Here is a 23,265-nt window from a genome sequence, read left to right on the forward strand (position 1 = left end):
CACCCTCAGCAAACACCCATCGACATGGAAACCCCAGAGAAAACAGCCAGCAGACCCATCGATTTCATCAGGCAGATCATTGCCGACGATCTCCGGACCGGCAAGCACCGGACCACGGTGACCCGCTTTCCCCCGGAGCCGAACGGCTTTCTCCACATCGGTCACGCCAAGTCGATCTGTCTCAATTTCGGCATCGCCCTGGAAAACAACGGGGTCTGCCATCTGCGTTTCGACGACACCAACCCGAGCAAGGAAGAGGTCGCCTACGTCGAATCGATCATGCGCGATGTCAGGTGGCTCGGGTTCGACTGGCACGACAAGCTGTTCTATGCCTCCGACTATTTTCCCGCCCTCCACGACTATGCCCTGCAGCTGATCCGGCTCGGCAAGGCCTACGTCTGCGAGCTCTCGGCCGAGGCCATCAGGGAGTACCGCGGCACCCTGACCGAACCGGGGCGGGAGAGCCCCTGGCGTAACCGCAGCGTCGAGGAAAACCTTCATCTCTTCGAGCGGATGAAAACCGGCGAGTTCGAGGAGGGCAGCCATGTCCTGCGGGCCAAAATCGACATGGCCTCCCCCAACCTCAACCTGCGCGACCCGGTCATCTACCGGATTCTCAAGGTGCCGCACCACCGCACCGGCGACACCTGGTGCATCTACCCGATGTACGACTACACCCACTGCCTGTCCGATGCCATCGAAGGGATCACCCACTCGCTGTGCACCCTCGAGTTCGAGGACCACCGGCCGCTCTACGACTGGGTTCTCGACACCCTGCAGACCCCCTGCCATCCGCAGCAGATCGAATTCGCCCGCCTCAACCTGACCTTCACCGTCATGAGCAAACGCAAACTGCTGCAGTTGGTGAAGGAAGGCTATGTCGACGGCTGGGACGACCCGCGGATGCTGACCATTTCCGGGCTCAGGCGCCGGGGCTACACCCCGGCCGCGATCCGCAATTTCTGCCACGAGATCGGCCTCGGCAAACGGGAGAGCTGGATCGACATGACCGTGCTCGAGAACGCGGTCCGCGACGATCTCAACGCCACCGCCCCGCGGGTGATGTGCGTCCTCGACCCGGTCAAGGTCGTCATCGACAATTACCCCGAGGAACAGGTGGAGGAAATGGAGGCGGTCAACCACCCCCAGGATCCGGCCATGGGCAGTCGCATGCTGCCGTTCTCACGCGAACTCCACATCGAACGGGCGGACTTCATGGAGAACCCGCCGGCGAAATTCCACCGCCTCGGCCCCGGCCGCGAGGTCCGGCTGCGTTACGGCTATCTCATCACCTGCACCTCCGTCGTCAAGGACGAGGACGGGACCATCCGGGAGATCCACTGCACCTACGACCCTGCCACCCGGGGCGGATCGACGCCGGACGGCCGCAAGGTCAAGGGGACCATCCACTGGGTCTCCGCCCGTCACGCCCTGCCCTGCCAGGTCCGGCTCTACGACCGGCTGTTTGTCGCCGAAAATCCGGAGGCGGACAAGGACATCAATTTCAAACAGCACCTCAATCCCCACTCGCGCATCTGCATCGAGGCGGCGATGGCCGAACCGTCCCTGACCGACCTTGCCGCCGGCACCCAGGTGCAGTTCGAGCGCCAGGGGTACTTCTGTGCCGATACCGTCGATTCGCAGCCCGGCAAACCGGTCTTCAACCGGATTGTCACCCTGCGCGACACCTGGGCCAAAACTCAGCAGAAGATAAACTGATTCGTTCTCCCCAGCCGGGATTGATGCGGTTCGATCCACCTGCCTCGATCCCGGTCGCGCCTCCGCCAGGCCGCTGTCAAGGCCTGTCCCACCGACGACCGACAGCCGAAATATTAGTCCCCCCTGATATTCTTCCGCCTCCTTGAAATATCAGTTGACTGTGCCTAATGTTTGTTGTACCTAATATTATCTTTTCAAGATGGAGAACAACATGGGCCTGAAAGACTTACACAGCGGCTGCCACTGTTTCGCCAACCGGATGCGGAAGTGCTGGGGCAAAGAGAAATGTCCTGGAACCATCGGCCCTCTGTCGCAGAAAGGCAAGGCCGGTCGGATCCGCATCTGCAAGGTTACAGGCGACAGGCGACTGTGTGCGAGGATGGCCTCGATGGGCGTCTATCCCGGAATCGAGGCGGAGGTCATCTGTCCGAAGAACGGCAGCCAATGCATCCTCAAGATCGAGGGTGGAACCATCAGTCTCGACAACAGCGTCAGCGACAACATCCTCGTCACTGCCCTGTAACGACAACTGTGCAGAGCCCGTGGCTGCGGGCTCTTTTTTTTCGCCAACCCAATTAGGCTTCCCTAACTGACGGCAACGACGGAGGGGATATATGTGGCAGGACATCATTATCTGGCTGATCATCGCGACAGCCGTATTCTTCATTGGACGCAGACTATACAAGCAGTGGCGTGCCGCTTTCAGTCCAGGGGCGAGCATCACCTGCGGTTGCGGATGCGCAGGTTGCGACTCGATCTGTGATAGCAGGAAACAGCCCGAAACGAGGAACTGACATGCAGACACTACTCCTCAGGCAGATGCAGAAAGGACAAACGGGAACCATCCGCGCCATCAAGATTGGCGGCGAACTCGGCCGTCGTATCCGGGAGATGGGTCTTATTCCGGGAGCACAGATCACCATCCACGGGCGAGCCCCCCTGAACGATCCGGTGGCGATCAGGGTCATGAACGGCACCCTGACGCTACGCAACAGTGAAGCCGACTATATCCAGGTCGAGGTCCAATAAGCGCTCCCCCCGTACTTTTACCCCATTTCCCCTCTTCCTTCCGACGCATCTCCAGGAATTCATGACCAGACAAGTAATCATGGCCCTTGCGGGCAACCCCAACGCCGGCAAAACCACTTTGTTCAACCAACTCACCGGCGCCCGGCAGCACGTCGGCAACTACCCCGGCATTACCGTCGACCACAAGGAAGGACTGCTCGAGCACCAGGGAACGAGAATTACCATCACCGATCTCCCCGGCACCTACTCGATGACCGCCTACTCGGCCGAGGAACTGGTCGCCCGCGATTACCTGATCAGCAACCGCCCGGAGGTCGTCATCAACATCGTCGATGCCTCCAACCTCGAGCGCAATCTCTACCTGACCTGCCAGTTTCTCGAACTCGGCGTGCCGCTCGTCATCGCCCTGAACATGGTGGATGTGGCACGCGATCGCGGCATTGAGATCAAGGCCGACAAACTCGCTGACCTCCTGGGAGTTCCCGTCGTGCCGATCATCGCCCGTTCCGGGTTCGGCAAGGATAAATTGATCGACGAAGCCCTTGCCGTTGCCGCCAGAAAACAGTCGTGGCAGCCACGCGACATCTCCTACGGCGACGACCTCGATGCCGCAATCGCCGCGCTGGTGCCGAAGATCGAGGCGACGCATTTCGTCGACGGACTGTACCCGCCGCGATACATCGCTCTCAAATACCTTGAGAACGATGAACAGATCCTGGCGAAGGGAAAAGACACCGACCCGGCAACCGCCGCCGAGCTTGAGGCCATTGTCAACTCGGTCTGCGAACACACGACCAAAACGCTCGACGTCTACCCGGAAGCAATCATCGCCGACCACCGTTATGGGTTCATCAAGTCGATCATCCGCCAGGGAGTCGTGACTCACAAGTTCGACACCGATCGCCTCTACACCTCCGACCGGATCGACCAGGTGCTCACCAACCGCCTGATCGGACCGGTGATCATGCTGGCGATCCTGTTCGGGGTCTACCAGTTCACCTTCTCCTGGAGCGAACTGCCGGTGGCCCTGCTCGAGGATTTTTTCGGCTGGCTCTCCGCTGCAACCGAGACGATCCTCCCCGACGGCCGCCTCAAATCCCTCGTGATCTCCGGAATCATCGGCGGCGTCGGCGGCGTTCTCGGTTTTGTGCCGCTGATCATGTTCATGTTTTTCGCCATCGCCATCCTCGAAGACTCGGGCTACCTCGCCCGGGTCGCCTACATGATGGACCGGGTCTTCAGGATCTTCGGCCTGCACGGCTCTTCGGTGATGCCGTTCATCGTTTCCGGCGGCATTGCCGGCGGCTGCGCCGTCCCCGGGGTCATGGCCACCCGCACCCTGCGGTCGCCAAAGGAGCGGATGGCCACCCTGCTGACCGTCCCGTTCATGAATTGCGGCGCCAAGATGCCGGTACTGGCCCTGCTGATCGGCGCCTTCTTCAGCGACAACAAGGCCCAGTACATGTTCCTCTTCACCATGCTGGCCTGGATCGTCGCCCTGCTGGCCGCCAGACTGCTGCGCTCGACGGTGCTGCGCGGGGCGCCGACGCCGTTTGTCATGGAACTGCCGCCCTACCGTTTCCCCACCATGCGCGGGCTGCTCATTCACACCTGGGAGCGGACCTGGCAGTACATCAAAAAGGCGGGGACAGTCATTCTCGGGATCTCGATCCTGCTGTGGGCGATGATGACTTTCCCGCAACTCCCGGCCGAACGGTTGGCCGGCTACGAGGCGATGCGGCAGAATATTGCCTCCGGGTACGACGAGACTATCGTTGCCGAACAGGCCCAGGAACGCACCGTGCTCTCCGCGGCAGCGACGGATCTTGCCGGACAGCTGCAGGAAATCAACAAAAGGGAGGCCGAGGAGGCGTTACGCCATTCACTCGCCGGCAGGATCGGCATCGCCGTCGAAACGGTATCACACCTCGCCGGTTTCGACTGGCGCACCAATATCGCCCTGATCGGCGGGTTTGCCGCCAAGGAGGTCATCATCTCGACCCTCGGTACCGCCTACTCGATGGGGGAGGTAAATACGGACCAAACGGAATCGCTCGGCGAGCGTCTTAAAAAGGATTCGAACTGGAACCGGGTCGTAGCGGTCGCCGCCCTGGTCTTCATCATGTTCTATGCCCCCTGTTTCGTCACTGTGATCTGCATCGCCCGGGAGGCATCATGGCGATGGGCCCTGTTCTCGATCGGCTTCAATACCGTTTTCGCCTTCATCCTTGCCGTGCTCGTGTTCCAGATCGGCAGTTTCTTCCATCTCGGCTAGGACCCGGCGATCGGGGCCCATCACCGTCCAGCGACGACAACGGGCTCCGGTTACCGCGGTTATTCGATACGAATTGAGCCGATTCCGGAGAGTGTTTCCCGGTCCTCCTCCGGTTCGACAATGGTCTTGACGACCGGCCGGGCGGCGGGAACGATTCTCTCCCGAATGACCGGCTGAGGTTGCAGCGACGGTTGCCTCACCACTCGCCCTTCCTCCACGTCCTCCACTACATCCTCTTCATCCTCTACATCCACTTCCGGTTTGATCGGAATCTGACCCAATGGCTGTTTGAACACGGCGATAATGCCGTCGCGGGTCTCAATCATCGAAATCAGCTCCCACCCCGTCGCTCCGAACTCGTTGAGCGACAGTTCGATCTCCGACTCATCCAGAAAGACGTTGCCGAGCAGCCCTTCCTTTTTCAATTCAAACAGAACTGTTTTATAGCTCCAGCGCATCCTCAATCAACCCTCATCCTTACTCATGACTTTTTTGATCCGATAAATCTGTTGTTGTCGAACAAACCTTCGTACACCTTGCCTGTTTTCATCTCCAGACGCCCCTGCCCATTGCGCTTGCCACGCCGGAACCCGCCCTCGTAGCGGCTGCCGTCCTTGCCGACCAGCACCCCTTCTCCATCCGGCAGGTCATCCTTGAAATCGCCCTTGTATACCGATCCATCCGGATAGCGCAGTTTTCCCCTGCCGTTGAACTCGCCGCCGGCAAATTCGCCGCTGTAATGACTGCCGTCGGCAAAACTGTATTCCCCTTTGCCTGAAAACAGATCGGCCTTGAACTGGCCGACATATGTAGTTCCGTCGGAATAGGAGAAAGTTCCCTTCCCCTCCTTCAGACCGGCGCGGAAATTGCCATCATACTCGCGGCCATCGACATAACGGTAGACTCCTTTGCCCTCGAACTTCCCGCGCGAGAAAACCCCCTTGTAGGTATCGCCGCCTGGCAGCAGCAGCGAGCCTTTGCCGTCCATGTACCCATCCTTGGTCATTCCCTCGTAGACCCGACCATCCGGGAAGACAACCTGAACCCTGCCGTTTGCCGCCCCGCCGCTGGCGGCGATGAGAATCCGGCCGCCCTCGAAGCGATAGTCGTCGGGCTGGCCGGTGCCGCCGGGCGTTGATCGAACCGGTTCGGAGGGTTCGTCCTCGACCTCCGATTCCGGCTTCAGCAGCCAGTCGGGGACTTCGTCGTCCTGGCCGGTCATGATCGCCGGCGCCGACGCCGGTGCGGATGCAGAGGCCGGTTTGCCGTCGACGAAAGCCCCCCGGTATCTGCGGCCGTCGACATAACGGATCGAACCCCGGCCATGCATGACGTCACCCGCGAAATCGCCCTTGTAGACACTGCCGTCGGCGAGGGTCAATGTGCCCTTTCCGTGCCGCCTGCCGTGGGAGAAATCGCCTTCATAGCGGCTACCGTCGACATATTCGCGAATGCCCCGGCCCTCCTCGCGATCCTCGGCAAACAGACCTTCATACCAGGATCCATCGGCGTAGTCCATCCTTCCTTTGCCGTGCCGCAATCCATCCTTGAACGCCCCCTTGTAGGTCCCCCCGCCGGGATAGCGTTTGATGCCCTCGCCATGCGGCTTGTCGTCGCTGAAGCTTCCCTCGAATTCCTCGCCGTTGGCGGCGGTGTATACCCCGAATCCATGGCGGGCCGAGCCGCGAAAATCGCCGGTGTAAGATCCGCCGTTTATATATTTGCGGGTGCCTCGCCCCTCGGGCCTGCCGTTGCGGAACTCCCCCTCGTACCAGGTGCCGTCGGGGTAGGTGAGCTTGCCATGGCCGTCGACGGTGTTGTTCAGAAACCGCCCCTTGTACTCCCTTCCGTCGGGGTAGAACAGGATGCCTTCCCCATGATACCGGCCGCTGTCAAACTCACCCATATACTGCAGGCCATCACTGCGAACCAGTGTCCCCTTGCCATGAAAGAGGTTGTCACGGAACCCCCCCTCGTAGCTCACTCCTTTCGGGCCGGTCATCCGACCGGGACCGTAGAGCCGACCGTTGCGGAACTGTCCGCTGTACTGAACCCCATTGGGCAGGACCAGGGAACCGGCGCCGCTGATGAGGCCATTTTTGAATTCCCCCTGATAACGCCGGCCGTCCTTGTGGACCAACACTCCACTGCCATTGCGGCAGTCCCCTTGAAGGCATTCGGCGGCCGGCAGAGACGGCGCCGACAGGATCGCGAGAAGGGCAAGACAGATATGCACTGCGGGATGTTTCATGGATCGACAGACCTCCAAAAGTAGACGACGAGATGACTATTGACCCGAATCTGCATAGGCCTTTCGAGCCTCGCGGCCGATGATGGCAATGCCGTTGGCCACATCTTCATCGTTCTGAGAATAGGTGACTCGAACACATTCCTGCCGATGTCGCCACTCCTCCTTCAAGCCCGGAAAGAAATAATGCCCGGAGACGACCAGAGCGCCCCGGCGCTTCAGCCGGCGGTAGAAATCGAGGCTCGACAGCGGCAGCCCCTCGAACCACAGCCACAGGAACATCGCCCCCTCCGGCTTGTGGATCCGGTAGGGCAGGCCGGCGCATTCCCGGCGAACGGCCGCCACCGCCTTTTCCATCTTGCGGCGGTAGAAAGGGCCGATGAGATTACGGCTGAGATCGACGACCTCGCCGGAGGCAAACAGTTTTCCCGTCACCATGGCGCCGAAACTGCCCGGCGACAACGACATGATGGCATTCATGCTGGCGAGGGCGCGGACGATCTCCGGCCGGGCGACGATGATGCCGGTCCGGACCGCCGGCAGCCCGAGTTTGGAAAGCGACAGGCAGACGACGGTGTTGTCGTTCCAGAACGGGGCGGCCTCGGCATAGACCATCCCCGGGAAGGGAAGGCCGTAGGCATTGTCGATGATCAGCGGGACGCCATGCGTCCGGGCCAGGCGGTCGAGGGCCTGGACTTCACTGTCGGTAATGACGTTGCCGGTCGGATTGGTCGGGCGCGAAACGCATATTGCCCCGATATCAGGGGTGATCTCAAGGGCGTCGAAATCAATGTGGTACTTGAACAGATCATCGCCGATCCGCTCGATTTTCGGCCTGGTGGCAACAAAGAAATCGTCGCACAGGCCAAGATCGGCATAGCCGATATATTCAGGGGCCAGCGGCAGGCAGATCTTCCTGCGGCTGCCGTCGGGATAGACGCCGGCCAGGAGGTTGAAGAGCATGAAGAAGGCGGTCTGGCTGCCGTTGGTGAGGCAGATGTTTTCCGGTCCGACCGGCCAGCCGCACTGCCGGGACAGCAGCTCGGCGAGGGCATCGATGAATGCCGCATCGCCCTGGGGCGGGCTGTAGGCCCCGACCAGTTCCCGGAAGGCCGCCAGATCGCCGCAGATTTCCTGGAGATTGCGGCGCAGCAGGTCCTGGAATTCTGGGACATGGCCGGGATTGCCTCCCCCCATCATCATCATTTCCCCAGCGTATTCGCTGCGGGCCGACCCCAGGTCATCCATCAGCGAGAGGATGCCGGCGTCGCAGGTCAGTCGTTGCCCAAATTTAGAAAAGCGCATAGCAATGTGAGACAGCAGCCTGTACCGCCATTCAGGCCGTTCCTGTCGGGATCCTTGTCTTTCGTTGTTCAATGAAGCGAGCCAGGCGGACAATAGCGAACACTATACCAAGAGAAAAAAGAATCCTCCCCCAAAATATGCCGCCGAGCCTGCCGCCAAGGGCCATCATCAGCAGGGTGTCTTCGACCAGGGAGTGGCAGATCCCCATCAGGGCCATCGAATAGAAGATCTCCCGGCGATCGAGCTTGCCCGAGCAGGCCTCGCGGATGATCAGGGCGCCGCCGTAACTGAGCCCCATGACCATGCCGACGACGGTCAGCGGCGCCGCCTGCCGGCTCATGCCGAAAACCGGCAGGACCGGGCCGAGCAGCCGCTCGAACAACGTCAGGACCCCGATCGCCCGAAGAATCCGCATGCAGATCATGATGCCGAAGATCACCAGGATGATCATGCCGACGTTGATGATCTGGTCGGCGGCCCAGGCGCCGAGACCACGCTCGACCTCGCCGGTGCGGAACAGCAGCCGGGCCGGTTCCTGCCACAGGTGGAGCAACCGGCACAACCGGTCGAGCAGGACGGCATAGACGATCGCTCCGCCGACCCGCAGGATCGCAATCGGCAGCACCGCCGCCCCGGCCCTTCTGCTGATGCTCAGCTCCAGCGGCAGGGAGTGGGCGATCAACATGATCGAACACAGGATCGTGACCTGCGCCCCTGTCAGCGACAGGCCGGGCGCCAGGGCGGCAAAGACCGCCATGCCGCCGTAGATGCTGGTCAGCATCGCCGTCGCCCAGACCAGGCCGAGGGAGCCGGGCAATCCGACCAGACTCATCACCGGTTCGAGCAGGTAGCTGAGCCAGGTGATCATCCCCAGTTCCTCGAGGATCTTGGTCAGGATCACTACCGGCACGGTGATCTTGATCAGTTCCCAACTGGTGAGCGCTGTTTCATGCAACAGGGAGAGAATCCATGTCCGGAGCGCGGCTCCGCGGCCGGACATGACGTTGTTTTTCGTTTCAAGCACCGGTGTCCTCCCTGTTCGTTGGCTCTTTGCATTCCATGGTCCTCGCCACCTCCAGTCGCAGGATGATCGCGGCAAGGACGGCGGCAGTCGTCATCGCCAGTCCGGCGAAGACAAAACCGGCACCGAGATTGAAGCGATCGCCGATGCCGCCGATCAGGGTCGGCATCACTCCGCCGCCGATCAGAAACGCCATCGGGATGCAGAGGGAGACCGCCGCCGCCCCCAGCTTCCTCCCCCCCAGCGTGCTGAGGACGGCGAAGGCCGAGGGGAAGAAACAGACGGCGACCATCGGCTGGAGAAAGACCGCGGCAAGCAGCGGAACGCCGGACAGGAGGCCGATCGGAATCGTCAGCAGGCCGGCGAGCAGCAGGGCGGCCACCATCATCTGCCGGTTGCCGTACCGATCGCCGAGCCACCCGGCCGGAAGCGGCATGATGATGGTGCAGAACCGCGACAGCGACAGGAGACGGTTGGCACTGTCGGCATCGATTCCCTGGCCGGTGACCAGCAGCAACGGCAGCATCGCGTAGACCCCCATGGTCGAACAGATGGCCAGGGAAAACAGCAGGATCATCAGCCAGAACTGCGGCATGGCAAGAAAGACGCGAAAGACGGCGGGATCGAGGGGAACCCCCCGATCCTTACCACCCCGTCCCTTCAGACCGTACAGCACCGCCATCACGATCAGGCAGAAACCGATGACCTCGAGCCCATGGCGCCAGGTCGACCACTCCACCATCACCCCGCAGATCAGCGGTGCAATGATGAAACCGATATTCGGCGCCAGTTCGTGAACGGCAATGCCACGCCCCCAGAAAGACGGGGCCACCATCCGGGTGATAGTCGACAGGGCCGCCGGCAGGTAGAGACCGGAGGCGAGGCCGAGGCCGAACAGGGCGGCTCGGATGCCGTTCATGGTCTCGCAATGGGAAAGAATGACGAGGGCAGAGCCGGCGGCCAGGGTCGACAGAACAATCGTGCGTTTGAAGGTGATGCGTGCCGAGACGAATCCGGAGAACAGGACCGAGGGGAAATACCCGGCGGAAATCCACAGAAAAAAGGACCCCGAAACCGTATGACCGAACCCGAGTTCCCGCTCAATCTGCGGCAGCAGCGGTGAAAAAATTATCCGGGAGAGGAAATTGAGGAGAAAGAGCGAAGACAGGAAGAGTATCTGCGGCAATACCCGTCGGAACGGCAGGTAGCCGCCGTTCTCCGTCGCCTGCGTGCCGATTGTCATTATTTGCGGCCGGGATGTTTTTTGGGGTAGTCGAAGAACAGCAGACGACCGGAGCCTTCCCTGAGGTCCGACCATGACGGACAGTCAAATTCAATGGCAGCGATTCCGCATGTCGGGATATTGCCGATACTCCGCCCGGTCAGCCACTCGGCGAGGTCGGTGATGCCATAGTTGTGGCCGACGAGGGCCAGATCCTCGAGGCTGTCCGGCACCCCGGCGATGGTCTGAAGCAGGGCCGGGATCTCGGCCATGTACAGGGCCGCATCAAGGACAATGGATTTTTCCGCGACATGAACCGCCTCGGCGATGAACCGGGCCGTTTTCCTCGCCCTTTTCGCCGGACTGGCGACAATGAGGTCGAGGCGTATTCCATAGCCGGCCAGTCTCTGCCCCATGAAAGGGGCATCGGCCTTGCCGCGGTGGTTCAGCGGCCGGTCAAAATCACCGAGCCCCGGTTCCGCCCAGCTCGATTTGGCATGGCGGATCAGATACAGCTTCTTCACACCGGCTCACCCCTCTGCAAGACTTCCTGCCACAGCTTTTCGTACTGTCGGGCGGCCGGCGACTGCCGTGCCGTGGCCCCGACCGGCTGGCGGAGGATGCCCATTTTTTCGATCTCTGCCAGATAGGGGATAAAGGTCTTTAAAAACAACGGGTACTTGCTGTACTTATCCATCGTCGCCAGGTGCATCGATTTCCGCCGTTCGACCATCGAAAAAAAGGCGATGATCTTGTTCCTGTCGGCGTTGAGCTTTTTGAACAGTTTGAGCAGCTGTTCCAGGGCAATCAGCGACAGAGTGGTGGGGACGACCGGACAAACGAGGATATCGGCCGCCTCGATGATGTTCTCCGACAACAGGGTCAGATTCGGGGGGCAGTCCAGGAAAAGGATATCATACTCCTCGGCAAACGGGGCGAACAGCTTTGCCAGGGCCTGCCGCCGTTTTTTCTTGCTTAATTCATTGAGGGCGAGATCAAGGTTACGGAAAGAGAAATGTGCCGGCAGAAGGTCCAGGCCAGAAAAATCCGTCCCTCGGATATTCCTGGCGATATCGCCATCGAGGAGTTTGTCGCTGTTGAATTTTTTCTTCGCCTTGATTCGAAAATAATACGAGGCGGCCCCCTGTGAATCCATGTCACAGAGCAGGGTTCGCTGCCCGGACACAGAAGCGGCGTAGGCGAGATTGACGGCGGTGGCGGTTTTGCCCACCCCGCCCTTGCTGCTGTAGATCGCCACCGTTTTCATTGCCGCCCGCCTTCTCCTGCGGAGAAGTGGTCATCCTCTGCGGGTCTGGTGATCCTCTGCACCAGTTCTCTGCTCTCGTCGCCGGAGAAGTCGGCGAAGGTGGAGTCGAACTCGCCGCGCACCTGCCGCTGCCGGTCGGCCAGTCGGACCACCAGACCGCCAAGGGCGGCGGCAATGACCAGGACCTGCTTCGGGTCCTCGACCCGGACAGGACTGCGAAAGGTCCCGAGCATCTCCTGTTGCACGGACAGATCGTTGTAGTCTCCAAGGTTGTTCTGCAGTTTCTTCAAGTGCTTGACCAGCAGGATGACATCCTCCGCGGGGAACAGGGAATGGAAGAACTCGAGGAGATAGCGCAGTTTTTTCGCCTCAATCCGCAGGGCGTGAAGCATGGTGTCGGGGCTGTCGGGGCCCAGTTTTTCACCCTCCGCCAGAATCTTCCTGAATCGCTTCCTGACTGCCTTGGCGGCAAAATTCCGGCAGAGAAGATCACGCCCCGCCACTTCGGCCGGCTGAGGCAGATTTTCCAGAAAGTGCTGCCAGTCCTTCAGCAGCCGCGCCAGCCGCGGCGAAGTGAGCTGTTTCTTCATAGCCCGGAATTCCCTGCTTCGGTAGGCCCGCATCCCCCGGACGAAACCGTCGAGCCCCGAGTGGAGACTGGCAGGCAGCATGCTGCGGTACTCACCCTCCTTCAACAGATAGACATCGCTGTCACGGACCTTCCCGGTCGTCTGGGTGATCCACCGGAACTCGGACCGGTAATGATTGCAATGGATCTCCGGGAAGACCTTGCAAAACAGAGTCAGCAGCGAGCGGGTGCGGCGCAGGGAAATCCTGAGATCATGGAGGAACTCGGTATCGATATCCTCGATCGTCCCCGGCAGATTTCTCCGGATATCGCCAAGCACGGCCAGCCCCACCTGACGCAGGCCGTCCCCCATGGAGATATCCCGCTCGAGGATCACAACCGTCTTCGAACCGACGGACTCTACGGTGATACCCGCCCCCGCGAAGACCGGGTCCAGGAAGTGCATCCCGTCAACCAGCTGGCCCAGACCCTCTGCTTGAAGCAGGCGCCGGACGGCCTGATATTCGTGTTCATAGCCGCGGATCGCGGCCAGACGCAGCTGCGTCTGCTCAACCGGCCCCTGATTGTCGCCGCCGACAACAACGTGATCGAGCCATAAACGGAGAACAGTTTTCTCGTCTACGTTGAGAAGATGAAAAGACCGGCGAACCCTGGACATCCGCAGTTTCGGGCAGAGGGCCCGGATATCGGCCCCGGCGGTGATCCCGTCGCGTATCGGACCGTCGGGAAAATCCCACCAGAACGGCCTTTTTCTGCGCGGTCCCTTCCCTTCCCCCAGCACCACCCCATCTGCCGAAAACAGTCGATACCGCCGCCCCCTGCGGGCAAGCGCCAGACCCGACCAGTACAGTCCCCACTCGAACGTGTCGAGGAATTCCTCCTCGCCCCTGTCGACCTCCTCCTCGCTGACGGCGTAGTCGCCATCGAGGCGGAGAGCGATGGCGGCAACATCGAAATCGGCATCGACAAAGAAGATGGAGGAAGGAATCTGTTCAATCATCGGGTAGTGGTTGTCAAGTCCGGTAGTTGGCGTTTATCTTCACATAATCGATTGAAAAATCGCAGGTATGGATCTCTTCGCAGCCCGCCCCGTCCTTGAGGTCGATGCACACGGCGAAATTTTTCTCCTTGAGCACCCGGGTGGCGGCGGTCTCGGCCTCTTTGCCGAGGCCCTGGCCGTTCTTGACAAGCAGTACGTTGTTGAAGGCGATATCGACCTTGTCCGGATTGAAGCGCACACCCGATCGTCCCATGGCGGCGATGATCCGGCCCCAGTTGGCATCTTCGCCGAAGAAGGCGGTCTTCACCAGGTTGGAATTGGCAACGGTCCTGGCCAGACGCTCGGCCTCCTCATTCTCTTTCGCCCCGCAGACCCGGATGGTGACGGTCTTGGTCGCCCCCTCGCCATCGGCGACGATCATCAGGGCCAGTTCCCTCAGCACCTCTTCGAGGGCATCGCGAAAGAGCTGCCGATCCTGCGGCGGGGCATCCTCGTCGATCCACGGATTGTCGGCACAACCGTTGGCCATCACCAGGGCCATGTCGTTGGTGCTGGTGTCGCCATCGACAGTGATGCGGTTAAAGGTGCGGGAGACACCACTGACCAGTGCGGCGTGCAATTCCGGAAAGCTGATCTGGACATCGGTCAGAACGAAGGCGAGCATGGTCGCCATATTCGGCATGATCATCCCCGAACCCTTCGCCATCCCGGCAAGATTGACATCCTTGCCGCCAATACTGATCGTGCGGTAGACCGTTTTCGGGACGGTATCGGTCGTCATGATCGCTTGCGCCACCTGTTCGAAATTTTCCGGCGACAGCGCGGCGACAAGCTGGTTGATTGAGTTCTCGAAGGCCGCGACGTTCAGTTGTTCGCCGATCACCCCGGTCGAGGCGAGCTGGACCAGGACATCCTGGATGTTCAAAGCTTGCGAGACAAGCATGCTGGCATGGCGGGCATTGTCCATGCCCTGCTCGCCGGTGCAGGCATTGGCGCAACCGCTGTTGACGAGGATCGCCTGCGCCCGTCCCTGTTTCAGGCGTTCGACATCGATCAGTACCGGCGCCGCCTTGACCTGATTGGTGGTGAATACCCCGGCAGTGACTGCCGGAGTGTCGCTGAAAATAAGCCCGAGATCAAGCCTGTCCGCGTACCTGATACCGGCCGCGACCGCGGAGGTGGAAAAACCTTTGACGCCCATGCACCCTTCCATTCAGAAAAAACCCCTCTTCCGGCATGTACGGTCCCCCTGGCCGCACGACGGCCACTCCGGACCGGCCTCCCCCCGACACTCCGAAAGAAGCGTCTGCCTCTCCGTTCGGAAAAATAATATTCACAATAATCTACCATCTCTATCCCCGCCTATGCTAGTATAAAATGGGTTGGCGGCGCCCGCCATTCCGGAATCCACTGAGCGCTGTGTTCCGGAAAAACGACACTATCCCTGCCCCTCGATTCCAATGCGGCATCATAGCCCGGCATCGGATAACCATACTCGACACGGTATTTTTCCCTTATGGCCCCCGATCCGGTACACTGGAGCTATCACCTCTTCTCGACGGTCTTTCTCCTCGCCGACCTGACAATCCGGGTCGGACTGTCGATCAGGGTCATCATGCGCCGTCGCCCATATCCGATCACCCTCGCCTGGCTGGTCGTCATCCTTCTTCTCCCCTTCGCCGGAGGCTTCATCTATCTGCTGCTCGGCGAGAACCGCCTGTCCGACAAGCGGACGGCGCGGATCATGAATTCCATTGCCCACTACCAGCACTGGCTGCAGACTCTCCGCGGCCGGCCGCCGGTGCAATGGCCGCACCTCAACCCGGAATGCGGCCCCCTGCAGCAACAGGCCGAAGCCCTGGCCGGGATACCGGCCCTTGCCGGCAACGCCCTGGAACTGATCGACCGGCCGGAAGACATTATCAGGGCCATCATCGACGATATCGACAAGGCCCGGTCGACCTGCCATCTTCAATTCTATATCTGGGAACCGGGGGGAATGGTGGACGAGGTCATGGCCGGCATCGTCCGGGCGACGAAGCGTGGGGTACGCTGCCGCCTGCTGCTCGACGCCATCGGCAGCCGCGATTTCCTCCGCAGCCGGGAGGCGGCGGCAATGCGGAAGGCAGGGGTCAGGATCCAGGAATCGCTGCCGGCCGGTATCTTCTCCGCCCTGTTCGCCAGAATCGATATCCGCAACCACCGAAAAATTGTCGTCATCGACGGCCGGATCGCCTATACCGGCAGCCAGAACATGGTCGACCCCCGGGTGTTCAAGCAGGATGCCGGGGTCGGCAGGTGGATCGACCTGATGGTGCGAATCCGCGGGCCGGTGGTCGAGACCCTGGCCGGGACCTTTGTCAACGACTGGATCCTCGATGCCGACATCCGTCATTTCCGGCCGAAATCGGTGCGAGAAGATATCGACACGGTCCGACGAATCGCCGATCTCCACCCGTCGCCACCGACCGGAGATATTGCCGTCCAACTCGTTCCTTCCGGCCCCGGCATGACCCAGGATGCCATCCACAGCCTGCTGCTGACCACAATCTACGCCTCGCGCAGGGAACTGGTGCTCACCACTCCTTACTTCATCCCCGACGAACCTCTGCTCGTCGCCCTGAAGGCCGCCGCCCAGCGCGGCGTCAAGGTACGGATCATCGTCCCGGCGAAAAACGACTCGCTGCTGGTTCAATACGCCAGCCGGGCCCGGTTCGAGGAACTGGTCGATGCCGGAATCACCATCCTCCAGTTCACCGACGGCCTCCTCCATGCCAAGACCATCACCGTCGACCGCGACTTCGCCCTGGTCGGCTCGGTCAACCTCGACATGCGCAGTTTCTGGATCAACTTCGAGTCGACCCTCTTCATCTACAATACGGCGTTCACCCGCCGGCTGCGCACCCTGCAGCAGCAATACGAAGACCAGTCGGTGCCGCTTGACCGATCGACATTGACGAACCGATCACGGATCGAACGGTTCAAGGAGAACCTCGCCCTCCTGATCGGACCGCTGTTATAGGATGGCACCCGCGGCCTGGCGTTCAGGCTCCGCCGTCGTCGAGCATCCCGTCCAGCAGCGTGACATGGCGACGCTCCTCGGCGATGATCGCAGTCAGCTGCTCTTTGACCGCCGCATCTTCGATGAGATCGCCGAGAAATTGATAGAAGAGGATCGTATCCTCCTCAAAGGTCAGCGATTGCCGCAGGACCGCGGCGACATCGACCGCGGCGGCGAGATCGTCCAGGTCGAGGGAGAATGTCTGCTCCTTCACCATCTCCTGCAGCAGATCCCGGCCCATCCGTTGGGCCGCCTCCGCCCCGGCAACGGGAAGCTCCACCCCCTTGATCCCGGCAAAGTATCGGCCATGCCGTTGTTCTTCCTCGGCCATCCATCTGAACAGCTCTGCCAACCGCGGATCATCGACCCGATCCGCCGCTTTCCGGTATGCCGTCTCGCCGTTGTGTTCAATCTGGACGGCTATGGCGCGGATGTCGTCAAAGGTGAACATGACGCCTTACTCTCCTGCAGGATACAGGCTGGCCATAACCGTGATGAGGCGGTCGTTGGCCTTCTCGACCGCCGGATCATCCATGAACCGGGCGATGCGGATGAACGACAGGCCGAACCTCTCTCCCAGGGCGTCGGCCTTCTTCTCGAGTTCGGCATAGCGCGGCGGGACGGTCTGCTCATTCTGCAGTTCCGGATATTTTCTGTTCAGCTCACGCAATTTCGGCGCCATTTCCTCCGCGTGATCGACGAGGGTGTTGATTGCCCTGGCACAGGCCGGCGCGCTTTCAGCCTTTTCGACAGCGTCGAGATAGGTCTCGAGGGCCGGGACATACTCCTCAAACAGCTGCCGGGCCTCCTCATACTTGTCGCCGGCCAGACAAACCACGGCAGACAGCAGCATGACGGCACCAACGCCAGCGGACAGAAATTTTCTCAACATTGAGCTCTCCTTTCTCCTGAAATTGATGGTTGCCGATCGGTCGCTACAATTCCGCAACAACGTAGCATGAAATGGACGAATGCAAAACCTCAAGGTGCTTTACATTGGCAGAGACAGCAAAATATCGGAGTTTCCAATTGCCCTGAAAGATCGTAGCTGATAATCTGGCAGATGGCGTCAGTGGTCTGTGCCTGACGGACGATCTGCCGTCATGTGCATTTGATCCCTTCCCTTGCATTTTCCCGCGACGATCACGGCCATATGCTCAACATCCTGCTGCTGTCAGATATCCATGGCAATTTCCCGGCCCTGGCAGCGATCGAAAAATTCTTCGCCGGCGAACATTTCGACCTGATCCTCAACTGCGGCGATTCCGTCGTCTACGCCCCCTTTCCCTCCGAGACCCTGCGCTGGCTCAAGCAGCACCAGGCGATCTCGATCCTCGGCAATACCGACAAAAAGGTTAACCGCCTGCTGCTGGGGAAATCGATCAACAAGCCCCGGAACATCGACAAGCGGATCATGTACACCTCGACCGTCAGCCAGCTTGACGAGCCCGGCCGTCGCGACCTGCTCGCCATGCCGATTTTTCTCGACTTGCATTTGGCCGTAGGGGATGACGCCGCGATCGTCCGAACAGCAGGTCTCCACCACGGCAGCCCGGCCGAACCGCACGAGTTCCTGTTCGCCGACACCCCGAACGAGCGTTTTGTTGAGCTCGCCGCCGTCAGCCGTACCGAAATCATCATCACCGGTCATTCCCATACACCCTACCACAAGCAGATCGCCGGCATCCATTTCATCAACCCCGGCTCGGCAGGCCGGATGTTCGACGGCGATCCGCGGGTCAGTTGCGCCATTCTCCGCCTCTCCGCCGATTCGATAGAGGTCGAGCACTTCCGTATCGCCTACGACATCGAGGCGGTGGTCAGGGCGCTGTCCGACTGTCGGCTTCCCGGAATATATGCCCGAATGTACCGGGAGGGAAGAAAACTCAATTGAAAATTTGTACTTTACGTCGGAAGTCTGCTACCGTAGCAACGATACCGCGCCCTACCCGACCAGGTCGGCACGCAACCCCGATCGACTTAAGCACAACCTGAACCGGAGGATACCAGGCACCATGGCCAAGAAAGCAAAGAAACAGGAAAAAACCGAGGATGAAAACATCAGACTCGCCGAAGGAACCGCCTACAAAAATAGCGACGGCAAGAAGGGCGAAGACAAGATCGCGGTATGGGTCAGCAAGAGTCAGATCAAATATGAGAAGGAACTGAAGAAACTGCAGATCGAGCTGATGAAGCTGCAGATGACGATGAAGGAGAACGGGGAAAAGGTGCTCGCCATCTTCGAGGGGCGGGACGCCGCCGGCAAGGGCGGGACGATCAAGCGATTCACCGAGCACCTCAACCCCCGGAACACCCGGGTGGTGGCCCTCGCCAAACCGAACGAGACCGAAATGACGCAGTGGTATTTCCAGCGCTATATCGCCCACCTGCCATCGGCCGGAGAGATCGTCCTGTTCGACCGCAGCTGGTACAACCGGGCGATGGTCGAGCCGGTCATGGGTTTCTGCACCGACGAACAGAACAAACGCTTTCTCAAGGATGTGCCGATGTTCGAGGAGATGCTGGTCAAAAACGGCATCAAGCTGTTCAAGTTCTATTTCTCGGTTTCGAAGGAAGTGCAGAAGGAACGATTCGAGAGCCGCAAGACCGATCTTCTGAAACAGTACAAGCTGTCGCCGATCGATAATCTCGCCCAGAAATACTGGGACCAGTATTCGATCCGCAAATTCCAGATGCTGTCGGAGACCAACCGCACCATCGCCCCCTGGACCATCGTCCGTTCCGACAACAAGAAACAGGCCCGGCTCAACTGTATGAAATTCGTCCTCAGCAACATGGAATACCGGGACAAGCTGACGGATGAGGAACTGCGCCCGTCCCCGGAGATCATCGTCTCGGGCATCGACGAGCTGAAACACATGGAAGAGAACCTGATGCAACCCCACGAACTTCGGGGTTGATCTCCTCCTGCAAAGAACGATGGCCGATAACCCACCGGGTATCGGCCATCGTTCTTTGTCCAATCTTCGCCACGATTCAGGGGCCGTTACGGAATGACCATTACAGATTCACCCATTTCGTTCCAGCCCCTTATGCCGATATCGATGCTCTATCGTTACCGTATTTTTATACGACGGCTTACTTGAACCGACCGCAGCATTTTTTGTATTTCTTGCCCGATCCGCAGGGGCAATCGGCGTTCCTGCCGATCTTGTCCCCTTCCCGCCGCACCGGCTGCTTGCCCCCCTCGTCCCCTTCGGCCAGGTGCCGGCTCAGCAGGCGTTCCTGCTCCTCCGCCTGTTTCCGCCGCCGTTCCTCTTCCAGACGCTCAACCTCCTCCGGATCGATTACCCGCACCCTGAACAGGTGCGAGACAGTCTGCTGCTTGATGGTATGAATGACCCCGGTAAAGAGTTGGAAGGCCTCGCGTTTGTACTCATTCAACGGGTTTTTCTGGCCATAACCGCGTAGACCGATGCCCTCCTTGAGGTGGTCCATCGCCAGCAAATGCTCTTTCCAGTGGGTGTCCACCATCTGCAGCAGCAGCAGCTTTTCCAGCTGCCGCTGGGTCTCGGGGCCATTGCGCTCCTCCTGCGCCCGATACGCCTGCCGGACCAACTCCATCACCCGCTCCCGCAGCGTCTCCGCCTGCAGGTCGCGACGCTCGTCCTCCGGCCAGTCCAACGGGAAATTGAAGGTTTCGGCGATCCGATCGGCCAGGGCCGGCCAATCCCAACTCTCCGAGTCCGTACGTCCCTCGGCGACATCAGCGACGATCCCGTCGACCAGTTCGGCGACCATATCCTGAATCGCCCCGGCCACATCGTCGTCCTCGAGGACCTCGCGGCGCTGGCGATAAATGACCTCGCGCTGCTTGTTCATGACGTCGTCATATTCGAGGAGATGCTTGCGGATATCGAAATGATGGCCCTCGACCTTGCGCTGCGCATTCTCGATCGCCCGGCTGACCATGCTGTGTTCGATCGGTTCATCCTCCTCCATGCCCAGCTTGTCCATGATGCTGGTGATCCGACCGGATCCGAAGATCCGCAGCAGATCGTCCTCGAGCGACAGATAGAAGCGCGAGGAACCGGGATCGCCCTGCCGCCCCGAGCGGCCGCGCAGCTGGTTGTCGATGCGGCGCGACTCGTGCCGGGAGGTGCCGAGAATATGGAGGCCGCCGACCTCGCGCACCCCTTCGCCGAGCTTGATATCGGTGCCGCGGCCGGCCATGTTGGTAGCGATCGTCACCCGCCCGTACTGCCCGGCAAGGGCGATGATTTCGGCCTCGCGGGCGTGGTGTTTGGCGTTCAGGACCTCGTGTTCGATCTTCTCCTTTTTCAGCATCGCCGCGATCTTTTCCGACACGTCGATGGAGATGGTGCCGACCAGCACCGGTCGCCCCGCCTCGTGCATCTGCTTGATCTCGCGAACCACCGCCCGGTATTTGGCCGCCTCGTTCTTGTAGATGACATCGGCGTAGTCATCACGGACCATCGGCTGGTTGGTGGGCATGACGACGACATCGAGATTGTAGATCTTCTTGAATTCCGGGGCCTCGGTATCGGCGGTACCGGTCATGCCGGCCAGCTTGTCGTACATCCGGAAGTAGTTCTGGAAGGTGATCGAGGCCAGCGTCTGGTTTTCCTTTTCAATCTTGACATTCTCCTTGGCCTCCAGCGCTTGGTGCAGGCCGTCGCTGTAACGGCGCCCCTCCATGGTCCGACCGGTGAACTCGTCGACGATCACGACCTGACCGTTGCTGACGATATAGTCGACATCACGCTGGAACAGCACATGGGCCTTCAAGGCCTGATTGAGGTGGTGCAGTTTTTCGATGCTGCCCGGATCGTAGAGATTGTCGACCTCGAGCAGTTCCTCGCCAAGGGCCACCCCGTCATCGGTGAGTGAGACCTGGCGGGCCTTTTCGTCAACAGTATAATGGACGTCGCGCTGGAAACGGGGGAGGATTTTGTCGACGTTCTTGTACAGATCGGTAGAGATGTCGGCGGGACCGGAGATGATCAACGGGGTCCGCGCCTCATCGATCAGGATCGAGTCGACCTCGTCGACAATGGCATAGTTGAAACCGCGCTGACAGAAATCGCGCAACTCGAATTTCATGTTGTCGCGCAGGTAATCGAAGCCGAGCTCGTTATTGGTGCCGTAGGTGATGTCGGCGGCATAGGCGGCGCGGCGGGCCTGGTCGTCCATCTCGTGGACGATCTTACCGACGCTCATGCCGAGAAAGGTATAGACCTTGCCCATCCATTCGGCGTCGCGGCCGGCCAGATAATCGTTGACCGTTACGACGTGCACGCCCTTGCCGGTCAGGCCGTTGAGGTAGACAGGCAGGGTCGAGGTCAGGGTCTTGCCCTCACCGGTCTTCATCTCGGCAATCTTGCCCTGGTGAAGGATGATGCCGCCGACCAGCTGAACGTCATAGTGGCGTTCACCGAGAACCCGGCGCGCCGCCTCCCGGATGGTCGCGAAGGATTCGGGCAGCAGGTCGTCGAGCGGTTCGCCCTTGGCCAGCCGCTCCTTGAATTCGACCGTCCTGGCCGCCAGCGCCGCATCGTCGAGCGGTTGCACCGTTTTCTCGAGCTCGTTGATCCGGTTGACCTGCGGCTGAATCTGCTTCAGGACCCGGTCGTTCTTGCTGCCGAAAATCTTGGTGAGGATTGTTCCAATCATTTGTCGTTGTGAAATTGAGGTGAAATATCCATTGCCGCGGTTCGCGCCGGTTATCGAAGCTGCCGATCGTTAAGCGAAGGCGGCATCGCCATCTTACGCCTCCGGTTCCCAGGTGCTGTCGAACTGCAGCGCATCCTCGTCACAGTCCGGAAACTTGTGGCAGTGGAGACAATCACTCCAGATCTTGTGCGGCAGATTTTTTTTATCGATATCCCGGAACCCGAGTTTGCGGAAAAATCCGGGTTGATACGTCAGTGTAAACACCCGTTCGATCCCCAGTGTAGCGGCTTCGTCAAGACAGACCCGAACCAGCCGGGAACCGATACCGCGACCCTGGAGATTGCGATCCACCGCCAGTGAACGGATTTCAGCGAGGTTGTCCCAGGTGATCTGCAGGGCGCAGACGCCGATCAACATATCATCGTCGTCGATAAAGACGACGAAGTCCCGCAGCTTGTCGTAGAGGGAGCTGATCGATCGGGGAAGCAGCAACCCGTCACCGGCGAAACTGTTGATGAGGGCGTGAATATTCTTCACGTCCTCCATCCGTGCAGCACGTATCATATGCATCACATCCGCTTGCGGGTCGACAGCTCAACCCGCCGTTGAAGCCAGAGAGGGGTTGGTTTCAGACAAAACTCAGGTCACCGGTCGGGACCATTCTGCCGCTCTATCCCGAACAGCGGGGCGATAACCGCCAGACCGACGTCGACCAGTGATTGCTGCCGGGATGAAGGGGGCTGGAGCAGCGCCTGGCCCGTCCACACCCCGAGGACGAACATCCACAGGCAGATGCAGACGCAGACCACCATAATCGCGGTGACGCCGCTCCAACTCAGCTCGAACCTGACCTGGCGGTTCTGTTTCATCTCCC

22 protein-coding genes are annotated in these 23,265 nt (G+C 60.2%); 8 read left to right on the forward strand and 14 right to left on the reverse strand.

The genetic code is table 11. The features are described 5' to 3' along the window. Positions 1 to 24: 24 nt before the first annotated feature. The 5 genes from HNQ81_RS12290 to feoB all read left to right on the forward strand — a co-directional run bounded on the left by HNQ81_RS12290 (position 25) and on the right by feoB (position 5,023). Positions 25 to 1,719: a glutamine--tRNA ligase/YqeY domain fusion protein gene (locus HNQ81_RS12290; RefSeq protein ID WP_183351599.1), complete on the forward strand. Its 1,695-nt coding sequence runs from the start codon at positions 25 to 27 to the stop codon at positions 1,717 to 1,719. A gap of 211 nt (positions 1,720 to 1,930) precedes the next feature. Beyond that, positions 1,931 to 2,242, forward strand: coding sequence for a FeoA family protein (locus tag HNQ81_RS12295; protein WP_183351600.1), 312 nt, complete (start codon positions 1,931 to 1,933; stop codon positions 2,240 to 2,242). A gap of 91 nt (positions 2,243 to 2,333) precedes the next feature. Next, positions 2,334 to 2,513, forward strand: a complete 180-nt coding sequence (locus tag HNQ81_RS18170; protein ID WP_183351601.1) for a FeoB-associated Cys-rich membrane protein — start codon at positions 2,334 to 2,336, stop codon at positions 2,511 to 2,513. 1 nt (position 2,514) lies between these two features. Further along, a complete protein-coding gene (locus HNQ81_RS12305) occupies positions 2,515 to 2,748 on the forward strand; it encodes a FeoA family protein (RefSeq protein ID WP_183351602.1) in 234 nt (77 codons plus the stop codon). 61 nt (positions 2,749 to 2,809) lie between these two features. After that, positions 2,810 to 5,023 (forward strand): ferrous iron transport protein B, encoded by a 2,214-nt coding sequence (gene feoB / locus HNQ81_RS12310; protein WP_183351603.1) that lies wholly within the window; start codon positions 2,810 to 2,812, stop codon positions 5,021 to 5,023. Positions 5,024 to 5,082: 59 nt separating this feature from the next. Here feoB and HNQ81_RS12315 read toward each other — a convergent pair whose 3' ends face one another. Genes HNQ81_RS12315 through argJ form a run of 9 tightly spaced genes read right to left on the reverse strand, consistent with a single transcriptional unit; the run spans position 5,083 to position 14,876 of the window. After that, complete coding sequence (locus HNQ81_RS12315; RefSeq protein WP_183351604.1) at positions 5,083 to 5,481, reverse strand: DUF4177 domain-containing protein; 399 nt, start codon at positions 5,479 to 5,481, stop codon at positions 5,083 to 5,085. Positions 5,482 to 5,504: 23 nt separating this feature from the next. Further along, on the reverse strand, positions 5,505 to 7,274 hold the full coding sequence (locus HNQ81_RS12320; RefSeq protein ID WP_183351605.1) for an MORN repeat-containing protein: 1,770 nt from the start codon (positions 7,272 to 7,274) through the stop codon (positions 5,505 to 5,507). Positions 7,275 to 7,310: 36 nt separating this feature from the next. After that, the gene (locus HNQ81_RS12325; protein ID WP_183351606.1) at positions 7,311 to 8,576 is read right to left on the reverse strand and encodes a valine--pyruvate transaminase; all 1,266 of its coding nucleotides are present in this window, start codon (positions 8,574 to 8,576) and stop codon (positions 7,311 to 7,313) included. Positions 8,577 to 8,607: 31 nt separating this feature from the next. Continuing rightward, positions 8,608 to 9,600, reverse strand: a complete 993-nt coding sequence (locus HNQ81_RS12330; RefSeq protein ID WP_183351607.1) for a hypothetical protein — start codon at positions 9,598 to 9,600, stop codon at positions 8,608 to 8,610. Further along, positions 9,593 to 10,840 carry an MFS transporter gene (locus tag HNQ81_RS12335; RefSeq protein ID WP_183351608.1) on the reverse strand — a complete coding sequence of 416 codons (1,248 nt, stop codon included), beginning with the start codon at positions 10,838 to 10,840 and terminating at the stop codon, positions 9,593 to 9,595. The genes HNQ81_RS12330 and HNQ81_RS12335 overlap by 8 nt, the downstream gene beginning before the upstream one ends. Continuing rightward, positions 10,840 to 11,343: a histidine phosphatase family protein gene (locus HNQ81_RS12340; RefSeq protein ID WP_183351609.1), complete on the reverse strand. Its 504-nt coding sequence runs from the start codon at positions 11,341 to 11,343 to the stop codon at positions 10,840 to 10,842. The genes HNQ81_RS12335 and HNQ81_RS12340 overlap by 1 nt, the downstream gene beginning before the upstream one ends. After that, on the reverse strand, positions 11,340 to 12,086 hold the full coding sequence (locus tag HNQ81_RS12345) for a ParA family protein (protein WP_183351610.1): 747 nt from the start codon (positions 12,084 to 12,086) through the stop codon (positions 11,340 to 11,342). The genes HNQ81_RS12340 and HNQ81_RS12345 overlap by 4 nt, the downstream gene beginning before the upstream one ends. Beyond that, a complete protein-coding gene (locus tag HNQ81_RS12350) occupies positions 12,083 to 13,675 on the reverse strand; it encodes a CHAD domain-containing protein (RefSeq protein WP_183351611.1) in 1,593 nt (530 codons plus the stop codon). The genes HNQ81_RS12345 and HNQ81_RS12350 overlap by 4 nt, the downstream gene beginning before the upstream one ends. Before the next feature lie 13 nt (positions 13,676 to 13,688). Then, complete coding sequence (argJ, locus tag HNQ81_RS12355; RefSeq protein ID WP_183351612.1) at positions 13,689 to 14,876, reverse strand: bifunctional glutamate N-acetyltransferase/amino-acid acetyltransferase ArgJ; 1,188 nt, start codon at positions 14,874 to 14,876, stop codon at positions 13,689 to 13,691. 315 nt (positions 14,877 to 15,191) lie between these two features. Here argJ and cls point away from each other — a divergent pair, with 315 nt between their 5' ends. Beyond that, complete coding sequence (gene cls, locus HNQ81_RS12360) at positions 15,192 to 16,697, forward strand: cardiolipin synthase (protein WP_183351613.1); 1,506 nt, start codon at positions 15,192 to 15,194, stop codon at positions 16,695 to 16,697. A 22-nt stretch (positions 16,698 to 16,719) separates the two neighbouring features. Here the strand turns inward: cls and HNQ81_RS12365 are convergent, their stop codons facing one another. Further along, positions 16,720 to 17,187 (reverse strand): ferritin family protein, encoded by a 468-nt coding sequence (locus HNQ81_RS12365; protein ID WP_183351614.1) that lies wholly within the window; start codon positions 17,185 to 17,187, stop codon positions 16,720 to 16,722. 6 nt (positions 17,188 to 17,193) lie between these two features. Then, positions 17,194 to 17,628, reverse strand: a complete 435-nt coding sequence (locus tag HNQ81_RS12370) for a hypothetical protein (RefSeq protein ID WP_183351615.1) — start codon at positions 17,626 to 17,628, stop codon at positions 17,194 to 17,196. A gap of 213 nt (positions 17,629 to 17,841) precedes the next feature. Between HNQ81_RS12370 and HNQ81_RS12375 the strand changes: the two genes are divergently transcribed. Next, positions 17,842 to 18,630 carry a metallophosphoesterase family protein gene (locus tag HNQ81_RS12375; RefSeq protein ID WP_337833451.1) on the forward strand — a complete coding sequence of 263 codons (789 nt, stop codon included), beginning with the start codon at positions 17,842 to 17,844 and terminating at the stop codon, positions 18,628 to 18,630. Between the two features lie 121 nt (positions 18,631 to 18,751). Continuing rightward, entirely contained in the window at positions 18,752 to 19,657 is a 906-nt protein-coding gene (gene ppk2, locus HNQ81_RS12380) for a polyphosphate kinase 2 (protein WP_183351616.1), read from the forward strand. 178 nt (positions 19,658 to 19,835) lie between these two features. Here ppk2 and secA read toward each other — a convergent pair whose 3' ends face one another. From secA to HNQ81_RS12395, 3 genes are all read right to left on the reverse strand, one after another. Beyond that, on the reverse strand, positions 19,836 to 22,391 hold the full coding sequence (secA, locus tag HNQ81_RS12385) for a preprotein translocase subunit SecA (protein ID WP_183351617.1): 2,556 nt from the start codon (positions 22,389 to 22,391) through the stop codon (positions 19,836 to 19,838). A gap of 93 nt (positions 22,392 to 22,484) precedes the next feature. Further along, positions 22,485 to 22,955, reverse strand: coding sequence for an N-acetyltransferase (locus HNQ81_RS12390; RefSeq protein WP_183351651.1), 471 nt, complete (start codon positions 22,953 to 22,955; stop codon positions 22,485 to 22,487). A gap of 80 nt (positions 22,956 to 23,035) precedes the next feature. Continuing rightward, a complete protein-coding gene (locus tag HNQ81_RS12395) occupies positions 23,036 to 23,260 on the reverse strand; it encodes a hypothetical protein (RefSeq protein ID WP_183351618.1) in 225 nt (74 codons plus the stop codon). Positions 23,261 to 23,265 lie beyond the last annotated feature (5 nt).

The organism is Desulfoprunum benzoelyticum, from assembly GCF_014201505.1.
Classification (GTDB): Bacteria; Desulfobacterota; Desulfobulbia; order Desulfobulbales; family Desulfocapsaceae; genus Desulfoprunum; species Desulfoprunum benzoelyticum.

Bases quoted from the DNA above. Each gene is read 5' to 3' on its own strand.
- HNQ81_RS18170 (WP_183351601.1), top strand. From the start codon at position 2,334: ATGTGGCAGGACATCATTATCTGGCTGATCATCGCGACAGCCGTATTC.
- ppk2 (WP_183351616.1), top strand. From the start codon at position 18,752: ATGGCCAAGAAAGCAAAGAAACAGGAAAAAACCGAGGATGAAAACATC.
- HNQ81_RS12390 (WP_183351651.1), bottom strand. From the start codon at position 22,955: ATGATACGTGCTGCACGGATGGAGGACGTGAAGAATATTCACGCCCTC.
- HNQ81_RS12350 (WP_183351611.1), bottom strand. From the start codon at position 13,675: ATGATTGAACAGATTCCTTCCTCCATCTTCTTTGTCGATGCCGATTTC.
- HNQ81_RS12365 (WP_183351614.1), bottom strand. From the start codon at position 17,187: ATGTTCACCTTTGACGACATCCGCGCCATAGCCGTCCAGATTGAACAC.
- feoB (WP_183351603.1), top strand. From the start codon at position 2,810: ATGACCAGACAAGTAATCATGGCCCTTGCGGGCAACCCCAACGCCGGC.
- HNQ81_RS12305 (WP_183351602.1), top strand. From the start codon at position 2,515: ATGCAGACACTACTCCTCAGGCAGATGCAGAAAGGACAAACGGGAACC.
- cls (WP_183351613.1), top strand. From the start codon at position 15,192: ATGGCCCCCGATCCGGTACACTGGAGCTATCACCTCTTCTCGACGGTC.
- HNQ81_RS12320 (WP_183351605.1), bottom strand. From the start codon at position 7,274: ATGAAACATCCCGCAGTGCATATCTGTCTTGCCCTTCTCGCGATCCTG.
- HNQ81_RS12345 (WP_183351610.1), bottom strand. From the start codon at position 12,086: ATGAAAACGGTGGCGATCTACAGCAGCAAGGGCGGGGTGGGCAAAACC.
- HNQ81_RS12295 (WP_183351600.1), top strand. From the start codon at position 1,931: ATGGGCCTGAAAGACTTACACAGCGGCTGCCACTGTTTCGCCAACCGG.
- secA (WP_183351617.1), bottom strand. From the start codon at position 22,391: ATGATTGGAACAATCCTCACCAAGATTTTCGGCAGCAAGAACGACCGG.
- HNQ81_RS12395 (WP_183351618.1), bottom strand. From the start codon at position 23,260: ATGAAACAGAACCGCCAGGTCAGGTTCGAGCTGAGTTGGAGCGGCGTC.
- HNQ81_RS12335 (WP_183351608.1), bottom strand. From the start codon at position 10,840: ATGACAATCGGCACGCAGGCGACGGAGAACGGCGGCTACCTGCCGTTC.
- HNQ81_RS12290 (WP_183351599.1), top strand. From the start codon at position 25: ATGGAAACCCCAGAGAAAACAGCCAGCAGACCCATCGATTTCATCAGG.
- HNQ81_RS12315 (WP_183351604.1), bottom strand. From the start codon at position 5,481: ATGCGCTGGAGCTATAAAACAGTTCTGTTTGAATTGAAAAAGGAAGGG.
- HNQ81_RS12325 (WP_183351606.1), bottom strand. From the start codon at position 8,576: ATGCGCTTTTCTAAATTTGGGCAACGACTGACCTGCGACGCCGGCATC.
- HNQ81_RS12370 (WP_183351615.1), bottom strand. From the start codon at position 17,628: ATGTTGAGAAAATTTCTGTCCGCTGGCGTTGGTGCCGTCATGCTGCTG.
- argJ (WP_183351612.1), bottom strand. From the start codon at position 14,876: ATGGGCGTCAAAGGTTTTTCCACCTCCGCGGTCGCGGCCGGTATCAGG.